General features: G+C 63.3%; 13 protein-coding genes and 1 pseudogene. 7 read left to right on the top strand and 7 right to left on the bottom strand.

The window, feature by feature from the left end; genetic code table 11:
• Positions 1 to 1519: phage infection protein (locus tag AC2VOU_RS18990; RefSeq protein ID WP_486958746.1), on the bottom strand; the 1519-nt coding region annotated here is incomplete at its 3' end.
• 317 nt (positions 1520 to 1836) lie between these two features.
• Between AC2VOU_RS18990 and AC2VOU_RS18985 the strand changes: the two genes are divergently transcribed.
• Complete coding sequence (locus AC2VOU_RS18985; RefSeq protein WP_486958745.1) at positions 1837 to 2898, top strand: IS630 family transposase; 1062 nt, start codon at positions 1837 to 1839, stop codon at positions 2896 to 2898.
• Between the two features lie 199 nt (positions 2899 to 3097).
• Here the strand turns inward: AC2VOU_RS18985 and AC2VOU_RS18980 are convergent, their stop codons facing one another.
• Positions 3098 to 3766, bottom strand: a complete 669-nt coding sequence (locus tag AC2VOU_RS18980; protein ID WP_486958748.1) for a class I SAM-dependent methyltransferase — start codon at positions 3764 to 3766, stop codon at positions 3098 to 3100.
• 103 nt (positions 3767 to 3869) lie between these two features.
• Positions 3870 to 4754 carry an alpha/beta fold hydrolase gene (locus tag AC2VOU_RS18975; RefSeq protein WP_486958747.1) on the bottom strand — a complete coding sequence of 295 codons (885 nt, stop codon included), beginning with the start codon at positions 4752 to 4754 and terminating at the stop codon, positions 3870 to 3872.
• Between the two features lie 77 nt (positions 4755 to 4831).
• Here AC2VOU_RS18975 and AC2VOU_RS18970 point away from each other — a divergent pair, with 77 nt between their 5' ends.
• Positions 4832 to 5443, top strand: a complete 612-nt coding sequence (locus AC2VOU_RS18970) for a TetR/AcrR family transcriptional regulator (RefSeq protein ID WP_486958744.1) — start codon at positions 4832 to 4834, stop codon at positions 5441 to 5443.
• A 661-nt stretch (positions 5444 to 6104) separates the two neighbouring features.
• Here the strand turns inward: AC2VOU_RS18970 and AC2VOU_RS18965 are convergent.
• Together AC2VOU_RS18965 and AC2VOU_RS18960 are read right to left on the bottom strand one after the other, a co-directional pair.
• Entirely contained in the window at positions 6105 to 6746 is a 642-nt protein-coding gene (locus AC2VOU_RS18965) for a cadmium resistance transporter (RefSeq protein ID WP_079481877.1), read from the bottom strand.
• A 138-nt stretch (positions 6747 to 6884) separates the two neighbouring features.
• The gene (locus AC2VOU_RS18960; RefSeq protein WP_005148625.1) at positions 6885 to 7274 is read right to left on the bottom strand and encodes a heavy metal-responsive transcriptional regulator; all 390 of its coding nucleotides are present in this window, start codon (positions 7272 to 7274) and stop codon (positions 6885 to 6887) included.
• Between the two features lie 56 nt (positions 7275 to 7330).
• Here AC2VOU_RS18960 and merA point away from each other — a divergent pair, with 56 nt between their 5' ends.
• Genes merA through AC2VOU_RS18935 form a run of 5 tightly spaced genes read left to right on the top strand, consistent with a single transcriptional unit; the run spans position 7331 to position 11117 of the window.
• Positions 7331 to 8734 (top strand): mercury(II) reductase, encoded by a 1404-nt coding sequence (gene merA / locus AC2VOU_RS18955; RefSeq protein ID WP_005148655.1) that lies wholly within the window; start codon positions 7331 to 7333, stop codon positions 8732 to 8734.
• Between the two features lie 26 nt (positions 8735 to 8760).
• Positions 8761 to 9402 carry an organomercurial lyase MerB gene (merB, locus tag AC2VOU_RS18950; RefSeq protein ID WP_005148656.1) on the top strand — a complete coding sequence of 214 codons (642 nt, stop codon included), beginning with the start codon at positions 8761 to 8763 and terminating at the stop codon, positions 9400 to 9402.
• A gap of 32 nt (positions 9403 to 9434) precedes the next feature.
• Positions 9435 to 9725, top strand: coding sequence for a hypothetical protein (locus AC2VOU_RS18945; RefSeq protein WP_005148657.1), 291 nt, complete (start codon positions 9435 to 9437; stop codon positions 9723 to 9725).
• 46 nt (positions 9726 to 9771) lie between these two features.
• Positions 9772 to 10272: a TlpA family protein disulfide reductase gene (locus AC2VOU_RS18940; RefSeq protein ID WP_225433764.1), complete on the top strand. Its 501-nt coding sequence runs from the start codon at positions 9772 to 9774 to the stop codon at positions 10270 to 10272.
• Complete coding sequence (locus AC2VOU_RS18935) at positions 10269 to 11117, top strand: cytochrome c biogenesis CcdA family protein (RefSeq protein WP_024444598.1); 849 nt, start codon at positions 10269 to 10271, stop codon at positions 11115 to 11117. Before AC2VOU_RS18940 ends, AC2VOU_RS18935 begins: the two co-directional genes overlap by 4 nt.
• Positions 11118 to 11253: 136 nt before the next feature.
• Here the strand turns inward: AC2VOU_RS18935 and AC2VOU_RS18930 are convergent, their stop codons facing one another.
• Positions 11254 to 11685 (bottom strand): hypothetical protein, encoded by a 432-nt coding sequence (locus AC2VOU_RS18930; protein WP_225503056.1) that lies wholly within the window; start codon positions 11683 to 11685, stop codon positions 11254 to 11256.
• A 412-nt stretch (positions 11686 to 12097) separates the two neighbouring features.
• Positions 12098 to 12544, bottom strand: a pseudogene (locus tag AC2VOU_RS18925) (ATP/GTP-binding protein); the annotation flags it as partial.

The following is a 12544-nucleotide window of genomic DNA, read 5'->3' as shown; positions in this document are numbered from 1 at the left end:
CCATTAGACACTTGTCGTAGAGGACGAACCGACTTTCTAAAGTTCGGTAAAAATCAAAGTTATGAGTGAGGATTATTAGCCGGAAGTTATCATGCTCTGCCATCTCCTTTAGGTACTGGATTATGGCATATTTATTTTTGTAGTCGAAAGAGTCCGCTATGTCATCGATCACGAAAATGGTCTCGCGGTCAGAGTTTCGGCGGGCTTGAACCTCGAACAAGACATTGAGAATATACAGAGCTTTTTTCTCCCCCGTACTCAAGACTTGAAGAAGTTCTTTTCTATCGACTTCTGCTTTGTCTCCCGCGTCCTCAAACTCAAATCCAAGTTTGAGGATGGGCTCCAAGCCCAGCATGACGCGCTCACGGTTCTTCGCGGTCAATCTGAATGGCACAAAGAACCGATCGTTGAAGATGTCGATGACCTGCTCCCACTGCGTCCGCTGATCCGCAGCTGAACGCTCGATCTCTTTCTTCCTGCTGTCTGCCGCCCGGAAACATTGAACTGCAGCATCGTAAAGCATAGAATGGGTTTTCAGATACGATTTCCAGACACGCTCATTGAAGCGGTCGACATTCTCCAGCTCTGTTAGAAGTTCAGTGCGCTCAGAGATATAGGTCGAAAAAGCTCGCGCCTCCGCGTTCTTCATCAGCTGCTTTTCGATACTTGCGAATGTTTTCCGCAATTCAACATCTTCGGAAATCTTTTGCTTCTCCGACTCGATCAGCGCGGCGAGATCCTCGTGGCTAGAAATTTCCTCAGCGGACCCACCGCCGCGCAGCAGAATCGAGTGATTGGCGTCGAAAAACTTGTTATCTGCCAAGCTTTTCGTCACATTGGTTGCATTGTAATAACTGAATGCTTCCCTACTAAAGTATGTTGATGCGTCTAGGAGCTCATTATATCGAGTAATATAATCACTCAGCGCCGCTTGAAAATCAGGCGTTCTCAGGAGCGCGAGCACCTTATCGTCGAACAGAACGTCGTACGGAACATCGGCGTAAGGCGCGACGTCCTGCGCTGATATTTCCTCATGAACGCGAAGCAGCGCAACGAAAAAGCTCTCGTCATCGCTCGTGAATGCCAGCGAGAGAGTTCGCTCTACATCCTTGCGGGTATGCGCCTGTGTCTTTAATGCTGCCAGAAGTTCCCTCTTCGCCTTCAGCACGTCGACCTGGAGGGCCTCGTACTCTTTGCGGAGCTGAGAATCGACAAGGAGCGTAGACGTGGCCTCTGTGGGGCCCATCTCCTCGTCGTACGAGAGGATGACGACCACATCCTCTGGGCTCACTTCAGCGCCTGCCTCATCGGTAATTTCCCGTGAGCTCAACCGGTCAGGAAACATCCGATCATTCGAAGGCCGATCCTTCGCAAGGTCGGCGAACGTCCGAGCAAACGAGGTCTTCATCATGCCGTTGGGCGCATAGATCGCCACCGCCCGGCTCGATCGGAAATCAAACTCGGTGCTGAGCTCGTGAATACCGTGACAATTCTCAAGCTTGACCCGCACCCGCTTCACTGCCCAGCCCCTCTCTGCAGCCGTCAGACTCTGTACACCCATCCTGGAGTGCCGCCCTATCGAACACCGGCGCAGCCACACCGTATCGCCTTGTGGTGACATCGACGGCGCATCGGCACGACAACCCGCGACAAAGTGTCGGGATGCAGACCTGCGGAGCGGGCCTATACCGTCATCGGCAACCCGAGGGCCGCACCGCCGCCACGCGTGGTTGCCTACACTTTCGCCCAACGTCAGCGATTAGCATGACGAAACACTGCCGAGCCTCACCTAGTGTCGCGCGTCATTAATTAGTTTACAGTGTGAGATGATGGTGTATGCCGTCATCTGCACTGGTGATCAGTCCTGAAGATCGTGTGAGGTTGGAGTCGTGGACTCGGTCCTCGACGGTCTCGGCCGGCCATGTCGAGCGGGCGCGGATCGTGCTGGCCGTGGCCGATGGCGCGGGTACTTCCGGTGCGGCGCGGCAGGTGGGAGTGTCGCGTCCGACGGTGATCAAGTGGCGGGACCGGTTTGCCGCGTTCGGCATTGACGGGCTTGCCGACGAACCGCGTAGCGGCCGGCCCAAGACCGTCGATGACGCGGCGATTCTGGCGGCCACGCTGGACCCGCCACCGGAATCGCTGGCGGTCACGCACTGGTCGAGCCGGCTGTTGGGGAAGTATCTGGGTGTCGGGGACGCCACGGTGGCCCGGGCCTGGCGACGCTACGGGGTCAAACCGTGGCGCCGGGAGACGTTCAAGTTCTCCACCGACCCCGAATTGGAGGCCAAAGTCCGCGACGTGGTGGGCCTGTATCTGAACCCGCCCGAGAACGCGATCGTGTTGTGCGTGGACGAAAAGAGCCAGATCCAGGCCCTCAATCGGACCCAGCCGATCCTGCCGATGCGCCCGGGGCTGCCGGAAAAGGCCACCCATGACTACCAGCGCAACGGCACGGCCACCTTGTTCGCCGCGTTGGAGATCGCGACCGGGAAAGTGACCGACCGCTGCTATGAGCGCCACGGCAAAGCCGAGTTCTTGGACTTCCTCAAAGCGGTCGCGCGCGCCTACCCGCGGCGGCGGCTGCACGTGGTGTGCGACAACTACCACACCCACAAACACGCTGACATCACCGCGTGGTTGGTCAAAAACCCCCGTGTGACACTGCATTTCACCCCGACGTCCGGGTCGTGGCTGAACCTGGTCGAGGTGTTCTTCTCGATCATCACCCGCCAGGCCATCCGCCGCGGCTCGTTCAATAGCGTCAAAGAACTCATGGCAGCCATCGGCGCATTCATCGACGGCTGGAACCAACGTAGCCACCCATTCGTGTGGACCAAGACCGCAGACGAAATCCTGCCCCATACCCGTAAACCAAATTCAGACGCGCGACACTAGCTCCTCCATGCGCGGACGACCGTGTCGGCGGCAACTGAATACTGACCGCCACTGTCGAGCGCGCATACCAATCAGATACAGTACGAATTCTATTGTTCAACATCATAATTCGGCGATGCGGCCGTTACCTTGACGGCTCTCACCTCGAGCGGTGTGGAAACGCCGCAGGAATGCGGCTCCCGCTCTCCGGCCATCTCGTTTACGGACCATCCCGCACGATCAAGCGCAGTCCTGCATCAATGGCCTCGAGATCAAGGAGATCTCGGTGGCGGGCCCGCCAGGCACCTGTATCGAGATCCTGACGTAGGCGCTTGAGTCCGGGTTGGAGATCGTCCGGCCGGAGCCGTGCTAACCCGGAGATGCAACGCCGGACATCCGAGTCAAGGTACGCGGCCGGTCGACGCCAATAGGCCGGCCCGAAGCCATCCGAGCAGTCGTGAGGAACGAGAACGGCCTCGACCCGGTCGGCGCCGATGACCTCCGCAACCTGCTCGACGGGCAACTCGGAGGCTGCCGACACGCTACCGGCGGCCGGGAAGTACTCCCGCCAGAGCCAAAAAGCGCTGTGAATCTTGGGCTGGTAGGCAAACAGGACGATTCGGCGAGCGACGCGGGCAAGTTCACGCAACCCGCCGAGAGGATCGGACCAGTGGTGAATCGTCAGGATGCCCATGGCGGCGTCGAAGCTCTGGTCCAACAGTGGTAGAGACTCAGCGACTGCCCTGATGCAGGGCGCCGCATCTGCGCGCCGCTGTCTGGCCATCTCCGCGGAGGGCTCCACAGCTAGGACGAAACGGTCGGCTGGCTCATACGAACCCGTGCCGGCGCCGACATTCACTACGGTCCGAGAATCGCCGAGAGCGGCCATGATCCTGGCCGCGATTCGAGGGTCGGGCTTGCGAAACCGCCTGTAGCCCTGACCTATCCGGTCATAGGAGGTCTCAGAGGGCGTACGATTCATGATTCAGCGTTTACTGAGCGTCTTCATCGTTCGCCCACTCGGTCCAATGTTGCTGCAAGTGCGTAACGAATTCGTCAACGCGGTAGTCCGGGAAATGCATTCGAGCGCCATCAAGCGTGGCGACCTTGGTGGTGCCGGGAATCAGTTTGGCCAGGCGTTGCGCCCATTTCAGCGGGAAGAGCATGTCACCCGTTCCCCACACTATGAGTGTGGGGACCTTCAGTTGGGCTAGTTGGGGTCGTACGGCGGCCAGGTCGTGGTTCGATATGGCTGCGGTCAGGCGTGCAAAAGCGCGGGAGGATTGCGGTGTTCCGAAGACGGGACGGTAGTAGGCCTCAACCACCTCCGCCGGAAGCCGACCCGGGTGCGGATCACCGGCGGTCAGCCCGCCCAGTTTCAGCCGGCGACTAGCGACGATACGTGGTCCCAGTCTCGCCAACAGTCCTGTGCGCGCTGCAATCGACACGGGTTTGAAAAGGGCGGGCGGGGTATTTCCTTCGGTGTCTCCGTTGGTCACGGTGAACGTGGCCAGGCGGTCACCGAGGTGGGCTGCGACGACCTGCGCGACCGCGATCCCGGTGTCGTTGGCCACCAGATCGAAGTGATCCAGCCCGAGTTGATCGCAGAGTTCGATGACCCGCTGCGCCAGACCGGTCAACGACACATCCCCGTCCGCGGAAGCCGGCGGGGTGTGTCCATGTCCGGGCAGATCTAGGGCGATGCAGCGCCGGTTCTCGTTGGCGACTCGCGAAATCACGTGACGCCACAGCAGGCTGTTAGTGATGAGACCGTGAAGGAACACCGCTGGCCTGCCTCGTCCGACGTCGAGGTAACTGATCGCACCTGATGCGGTAATGGCGTGGTGCCGGTGTGTTTCAAGTTCGGCGATATCCATAGGCAGCCGCCCTTCAGCTTTTGAGTACTCAGGCAATGTCACATACCACGAGTATGCGATCGACTATTCTCTCAGGTGTGGACACTGTCAAGAGTCGCCGTACCGAATATGCGGAGCAGACGCGAGCAGCGTTAGTTAGCGCGGCCGCCGAGGCGTTCGCCAAGCACGGATTCACGGCCACGTCGATCACGCAGATCGCCGCAGCCGTCCGCGTCACCAAAGGTGCTGTCTATCACCATTTCTCAGACAAACAGAGCCTCTTCGAAGCTGTGATCAATCACTACAACGAAGCAGCCCAGCAGAAAGTCTACGAAGCTATCGCCGAACACCCGAACGACATCTGGGAAGCGGCATTGGCCGGCCTCGAAGCAACGCTAGACATCTGCGCAGATCCGGTCGCAGGGCGGCTGATCTATCTCGAAGGGCCCGTCGGCCTGGGCTGGAGGCGTTGGCGAGAGTCCGAACGCCAGTACACTCACCACAACGTGCGCCAACTTCTACTAGGCGGCGTCCAGGCAGGGATCTATCCGAATGCCATGCCAATCGAGGCGATGACTGAGGCCATCTCCGGGATGATCACCCACGCGGGCATCGCACTCGCTGAAGCACCTTCCCGCCAACGCAAACGCATCCGCAGCGATCTCCAGGCCGCCATACAACGCGTCCTCACCGGGCTGAGATGCGCTTGACCCCATTCGGGCACCCGGGCGCAGAGCTGTCCCCCGCCCCGCACAGCAGCAACTCGCACCTGTCGAGCAAGCACCGTTACCAGCTCTTGGCGCGCAACGTTATTGAAATATAGCGCTTCTTAAGTTGTTGCCAGACTTTGGTGTTCGTCACTCATGGTCGCGCAGACGCGCGGGTTGCGTCCGGCCAAACGGGCATGACCAAAGAATTGCGGCCAGCACTCGAGCGAGAACTTGCTGCAGTCGCTCGGTGTCCGTTCTCATTGAATCTGGGGCACATTTACTAGTCTGACCTGCATTGCCCCAGATTGGATGAGAATTTCGATCGCGACGTTTCTCATTGAATCTGGGGCTACCCTGCTTCCGCGCCCGGCTGCGAGCGCAGCAGGGTAGCCGGAATGGTCTCCTGTCGATTCCGTTGGCTCGGGTACGTCTTCGGTATAACTACTGTGATCGTGTCTCTCGTGACACACGATCATGATTCTGTGGTGCGCTCGCTCGTGTTGGTAGTTCGGGTGCCGGCTGCGGCCTTTGAGCACCTTGGCCACCGCCCGTTTTAGATTGTCATAGCGGATACGGGCCGGGACATCACCAAAGTGGTTGAACGCCAACACATGCCGATGCAGGAGCGCCTCCTGGCCCTGAGTGGTGAAGTTGCTCCGAGCTAGAGGGCGAACGCTCCGCCTTTGATGAGGATGAGGGCCCCGATTGTGATCAGTGCAACGGGCAGAACGATGTGGCCCCAGCGTGAGAGTGCTTTGGCGATGATCGGGTGGGAGGCGAAATATCGGCCGGCCGCGCACCAGATGGCCACACCGATGAGGAACACGATGATGTAAACACCGATGGTGGCGATCGTTGAGACGGCGAAGATCGGAACGTACACGCCGATGTTGTCGCCGCCGTTGGCGAAGGTGATGACTGCGACCTGCCAGGTGCCAGGCGTCAACAGTGTTGCGGGATCATCGGTCGGCGCCGGTTGGGTGCGGCGATCCCGCCAGGCCAGCCATGCCGCCCGCAGCCCCAACACGATGGGCAGCAGCCCGAAGTACGGCAGTGCGGCTGGAGGAAGCAGCGTGGCACCCAGGAGTGCGCCGCCGACCGAAACTGCCAAGATGGCGGTGAAGCCGAGGTACTGACCGGCGGTCACTCGGATGGCTGCGCCACGATGACCGGGCGCCTGGCCGAACATCACCGCGAGGACCACGATGTCGTCGATATTGGTGATGGCGAAGGTGGCGATCGCCTGAACGAGTGTGGCTGGGCTCAGCACGGCCAATGCGACCAGCTTCGAGTGAAATCCCACCGCATCGGGTGAGCCTACTGCTCAGCAGGCCCCGCGCTCCCGCGCACCAACGACCTCCAGTGGGGCGGAAATTCATGACGACTGCCGGGGTCAACGGACTTGACGAAATACATGCCTCCGGTGCCACGGAGGTGGCTCCTAGAGGTATCGACATACGTCATCGGCGCTGCATGATTCCGGGTCGACGCTTTCGGCGCCCTGCCGCAGCCGGGCGATGGTCTCGCGCAGTGCCACCAGTGCGCTGATCTGCTCGTCGAGGTCGGTCAGTCGGATGTCGAGCAGGTCGCGCACGTGCGTGCACGGCGCGTGGCCGCTGTCACGGATGTCGAGGATCTGCCGAATCTGGGCGAGGCTGAACCCGGCGGCCTGTCCCCGTCGGATGAAGCCGACCCGGGCGATCGTGTCGGCGGCATAGTCGCGATACCCCGCCGGGGAACGTTCGGCGGGCGGGAGCAGGCCTTCGTCTTCGTAGTAGCGCAGCGTCGCGGTGGTGGCCCCGGTCGCCTCGGCGAGCTTCCCGATTCTCACGATGTCTCCTCAGAACACTTGACCTTCAAGCCTACTTGAAGGTCAAGGATGGGTGCATGAGTCAGGGATTGGACCTCGCGGTCATCGGTTCCGGCGGCGCGGCGATGGCCGCGGCGATCCGCGCTACCGCGCTCGGCAAGTCCGTCGTCATGATCGAGCGCGGCATCTTCGGTGGCACGTGTGTCAACACCGGCTGCGTGCCGTCAAAGGCCCTGATCGCAGCGGCCGAGGCCCGGCATACCGCAGCCGACACTGCCCGGTTCCCGGGGATCGCCACCACGGCCGGCCCGGTGGACATGGCGGCCCTGATCGCCGGCACGCACGATCTGGTGGAGTCGCTGCGCTCAGAGAAGTACCTCAACGTGGCCGAATCGTATGGCTGGCAGCGCATTCAGGGCCAAGCGCGGTTCGCCGGAACCCCGGACGCGCCCGTCATCGAGGTCGGCGATGCCACCATCGAGGCCGAGCACTACCTGATCGCCACCGGCGCGAACCCAGTCATCCCGCCCGCATTCGAGGGCGTCGCCTACCTGACCTCGACCACCGCGATGGAAGTCACCGAGGTCCCGGAGTCGCTGCTGGTGATCGGCGGCGGCTACGTCGCGTTGGAGCAGGCGCAACTGTTCGCCCGGCTCGGGTCAACGGTGACGGTGCTGGTCCGCTCCACGCTGGCATCGAAGGAAGAGCCGGAAGTCGGCATGGCGCTGCTGGAGGTGTTCGCCGACGACGGCATCCGGGTGGTGCGCCGCGCCACGGTGAGCGAGGTCGAGCAGGCCGACGATCAGGTCACGGTCACCGCGACCATCACCGGCGGAACGCAGCAGTTCCGTGCCGCGAAAGTCCTCGTCGCCACCGGCCGCCGTCCGAACACCGACGGCCTGAATCTCGAAGCGGTGCAGGTCAAAACCGGCGAGAACAACGAGGTCGTGGTGAGCGACGGGCTGCAGTCGTCGAACCCACGGATCTGGGCGGCCGGCGACGTGACCGGGCACCGCGAGTTCGTCTACGTCGCCGCCCATCACGGCGCGATGGTCGCCGACAACATCTTCACCGACGCCGGCCGCAGGGTCGACTACCGCCATCTGCCCCGCGTGACGTTCACCAGCCCCGCGGTCGGTGCGGCCGGGACGACCGAGGCCGAGCTCCTCGCCGCCGGGACACGGTGCGACTGCCGGGTGCTGCCGCTAAAACATGTGCCGCGTGCGGTGGTCAACCGAGACACCCGCGGTTTCATCAAACTCGTCGCCGACGCCGGCACCGGCCGCATCCACGGCATCACCGCCGTCGCCAAGGATGCTGGCGAGATCGCCGCCGCCGCGGTCTACATCCTCGACGCCGCGATGACCGTCGACCAGGTCGCCGGGTCCTGGGCCCCGTATCTGACCATGGCCGAAGGCATCAAAATCGCCGCCCAGTCCTTCAGCGCCGATATGTCCCGACTGTCCTGCTGCGCATCCTGACGCATGGCTCACTCGAAAGGTTCCTGATGCCCAATTTCCTTGACCGCCTGACCATTCCGGAAGAGTCCGGGCTCGACCCGACGATGCTGGTGCCGTTGCTGCGGCTGCTCGCCGCCGGCGAGCCGGTCACCGTGGAGGCGCTCGCCGCGGCCGTCGGCCTCCCGGTTGACGAGGTGACCCGGCGTCTGGCCGCGGTACCCGACACCGAATACGACGAGCAGGGCCGCATCGTCGGCCAGGGCCTGACCCTGCGCCCGACCCGCCACCGATTCACCGTGGCCGGCCAAGAGCTCTACACCTGGTGCGCCCTGGACACCCTCATCTTTCCCACCATCCTGGACCGGCCCGCCAGCATCGAATCCGAATCACCCGTCAGCGGGCACCCGATCAGGGTCTCGGTCGGCGAAAACGGTGTCACCAGCGTGCAGCCCGAGACCGCGGTGGTCTCGCTGGTCAACCCCGACGACCTCACCTCGATCCGGTCCTCATTCTGCAACCAGGTGCACTACTTCACCTGCGCGCAGGACGCCGCGCCGTGGCTCGCCGAGCACCCCGAAGGTCAGATCGTCAGCGTCGCTGAGGCCCACCAACTCGGCGCAGCCCTGACCACACAAATCCTTACCCAGCTCCATACCCCGCCAACTGCCCACCCCGGCTGCTGCAGCTGACCAGCCGCACCCAACCTGATGAGGAGAAATCAATGAATCAACGTCCACGAAGAAATCCCGTGCTGCTGGGTGCGGCAGCGGTGCTGGTGACGGCCCTGTGTTGCGCCGCGCCAGTCCTGATCGCCGGCGGCGCGCTCGCCGCCGTGTGTGGACTGCTCGAGAATCCATGGGTCATCGGGGCAGCCGTCGCGCTGCTGCTGGCGGCTGTGGTCGCCTTCGCCCGCCGCGGTCAACGCGGCGATCACTGCTGTCCCGCCGACAGCCATTCACCCGCGACGCACACGCTCGACGACCTGACGAAAGGAAGCATCGACAATGTCTGAAACGCGTTCGTTTACACCCCACAGGTGGGCGGGCGTTACGGCTGTGATGCTGGCAGCGGGCGCGCTGACCGCGTGCGGCCAATCGGCCACAACCAGCAATCCGACCTCACCGCCACACGCCAACGCCACAACCCAGGCGACGGCGGCGACACTGACCACGGTGGACGGCAAAACCGTCGAACTGCCCGCTGCCGCCCCGACCGCGATCCTGTTCTTCTCCTACGGGTGCGGCGAATGCGTCGGCGGCGGTAAATCCCTGGCCGCTGCTCGGGCGGCCGTGGAGAAAGCCGGAGGCAGCGCCAAGTTCCTAGCCGTCGACATCGTCCCCACCGAGAAACCCGCCGATGTTCGCCACTTCCTGGACCAGATCGGCGGCACCAGCCTGCCCGCGGTCGTCGATACTAACGGGGCCCTGACCAGCCGCTACCAGGTGACCGCGCCGACCACCGCCCTCGTCATCGACCCGTCCGGGCAGATCAGCTACCGCGGCCACGCCCCGTCCCAGGATCAGATCCTGGCCGCCCTCGGCAGCAGCGCCGCACGGTGAACCTGCTCGCGCTCGCGTTTACCGCTGGCATGCTCGCCCCGGTCAACCCCTGCGGGTTCGCGCTGCTACCGGCGTGGATCACCGGCACCATCGCCACCGGCGGCACCGATGCGGTGCTCGTGCGGCTGGCCCGGGCACTGCGCACCGGGGCCGTCCTGACCATCGGGTTCACCGGCACCCTCACCCTCGCCGGTATCGCGATCAGTGCCGGTGCCCGGACCCTGGTGACGGCTGCTCCCTGGCTCGGGATCACGATCGGGCTCACCCTGGCCATCTTGGGCGGCTTCATGCTCACCGGCCGCACCATCGGTCTGCGTATGCCTGCCCGGACGCGTCATCGGCCGGACTCCCCAACAGCCGGTGGTGTGCTCGCGGCCGGAATCGGCTACGCCCTGGCGTCACTGTCCTGCACCTTCGGGGTACTGCTCGCGGTGATCGCCCAGGCCCAGGCCACCAGCGGATGGGGCGGTCTGCTGGCAGTGTTCACCGCATACACAGCCGGTGCCGCCACCATCTTGATGCTGGTCAGCGTCGGCACCGCCATCGCCGGCACGGCCCTGACCCGGCATCTGGGTATCCTCGCCCGCCACGGGACCCGCGTCACCGCCGTTGTCCTCATCGCCACCGGCGCCTACCTCGCGTGGTACTGGCTGCCCGCGGCCACCGGGCACACCGCCAGCGGCGGCAACCTGCTCACCGGCTGGTCGGCCACCGCGACCGGATGGCTGCAGGACCACGCCCTCCCGGCCAGCGTCATTGCCGCCTTCGCTGTGGTGGTCAGCGCGGTGGCCGCGTGCTGGACCACCCACCGCCGGCCAATCACCGGCAAGCAGCGCCGCCGGTGATGATTCACCGGCCGATACACCCAGCCAGATACCACTGTCCCTAACGATTAGAAAGCCGATAGATACAACCGTCGGACACAGTCAGATGCACACCACAAGTGCCTTACTGATAAGGCACATTCAAGACTGCCGACCCCTAAGCGCGACACGCCAGTTCTGCGCCGTCTGAGCGTGTCGTCAATACGGCAGTGGCGAATAGGCGTCGGTACTGCGCCCATTGCTCGACGGGGGTGGCGTCGGCATGGTGGGCGCCGGTGCGTTCGTTGATGCGGTCGAGCAGTAGCGTCGGCCAGGCGGGTTCCGTTGGCGTCCTGGGCTGTTCAACCCGAGGGCGAGCTGTGAGCAATGTTGCGGCTACGGCGATCACATCGGGGTAGGCCACCACGTGCGCTTCTAGGCCATTCTGCAGAATCCCCGCCGCCACGTGACGCTCTGCGTGAGCCCAGAAGACCAGGATGTGGCGGGCGTCGCCCAAGGCGTCATGAAGGTCGACCTCTGAATACTGACGGGCCAAGCGCCGATGCGTGCGCCCGGCACTGAGCACCGTGGGCCGGTCACGAAGATCCACCTGGTCGTCAAGAACGCGCGTTGGTGAACCGATCCAGCGTCGGTGACGGTGGCATACGGAGACATGTGCAGGCAGGTAGCAGTAGACGGGTTCGTGTATTCCCTTGCGTGCCATACATCTTTGACACAAAGGGCGGCGGAGATATTGCTTGAGCGCGGTGGGGTCGCCAGCAAGCCCGCAGAGACGGGACCGGATTACCTGCTCAGGTTGGCCGCTGACGACGGCCAACCAGTCCGGTCGCGGCCGGGCTGCGCATGATTCGGCGACATGGCCGCGCAGTGTGGAGACGCCGATATGGTTGGCGCGGGCCAGCCTGTCGATGTAGGACGATACGGCTTCCCAACGGAACGGTGCGATCGTTCGCGGGAGCCGCTGGCGTGGTCCGCGCGGCCACGGCCTGACAGTTGCCACGTCAGCTGGCCGTGCGGGCCGCGGCCGTGTGGGCGGCGTAGTCGATCAAAATATCGTCCATGGCCTCGCGGGTGATGTGCTCGGTGCCGTCGAGCATCGCTTGGATTGCTGAAGCCCGGATCAAGTGGGCCAGGCTGCCGATCATCCCGCCGGTGCGGCGGTGCAGGTAACGGGCCTGGGCGACAAGGCTTCCCGGTTCGTGTCGATGCAGACGCAAGGTACCTTCCATGGCGGCGACGAGTTGTCGCCACTCCTTGGCGTCGGGGAATGCGCTGGTGTGGATCACCCCGCAACGGCCGGCCAACTGCCGTCCCCGCGTGCCGGTGAACAGCCCCGAGCGTTCCACTTCGATCCCGGCGTAAACGAATGTCGCAGGCAGATGCTCGGTGAAGTATTTGAGGTGGTCGGACAGTTCTTCGCCGGCGCGGGTGTCGAGGTTGAGGTTGTG

The sequence above is a fragment of the Mycobacterium sp. TH-M25 genome (genome assembly GCF_057473665.1).
The sequence above is the reverse complement of the archived record's forward strand: the minus strand, read 5'-3'. Positions and strand labels throughout refer to the sequence as shown.